This is a genomic window from Devosia alba (genome assembly GCF_039938915.1).
Lineage (GTDB): Bacteria > Pseudomonadota > Alphaproteobacteria > Rhizobiales > Devosiaceae > Devosia > Devosia alba.
Map to the genome: position 1 here is coordinate 1 of NZ_JBDUUI010000047.1, position 432 is coordinate 432.

The 432-nt window shown below is 63.9% G+C and carries 1 protein-coding gene; it reads left to right on the top strand.

Annotated elements, in window-relative coordinates; genetic code table 11:
* Positions 1-432, top strand: a 432-nt coding sequence (locus tag ABFY71_RS18720) for a methyl-accepting chemotaxis protein (protein WP_347947379.1), incomplete at both ends; no start/stop codon positions are given.

Consider the following 432-nt stretch of genomic DNA (forward strand, 5'->3'; position numbering starts at 1 on the left):
TCAGCGGGGCCAATGATCTGAGCGAGCGGACCACGCGGCAGGCGGCGACCATTGAAGAGACGTCGGCGAGCATGGAACAGTTGGCGACCACGGTACTGGCCAATGCTGAACGGGCCCATGACGCCAGCTCGGCGGCATCGAACGTGACGCGCACCGCCGAAGAGGGCGGGCAGGTGATGAGCCAGGCGACCGAGGCGATGACAAGGATCACCGAGAGCTCGGGCAAGATCTCAAACATTATCGGTTTGATCGATGACATCGCCTTCCAGACCAATCTTCTGGCGCTGAACGCCTCGGTGGAAGCGGCGCGGGCCGGTGATGCCGGCAAGGGCTTTGCCGTGGTGGCGGTGGAAGTGCGGCGGCTGGCACAATCGGCTGCGTCGGCCTCGGCTGATGTCAAAGTGCTGATCGAGCAATCGGCCAGCGAGGTCA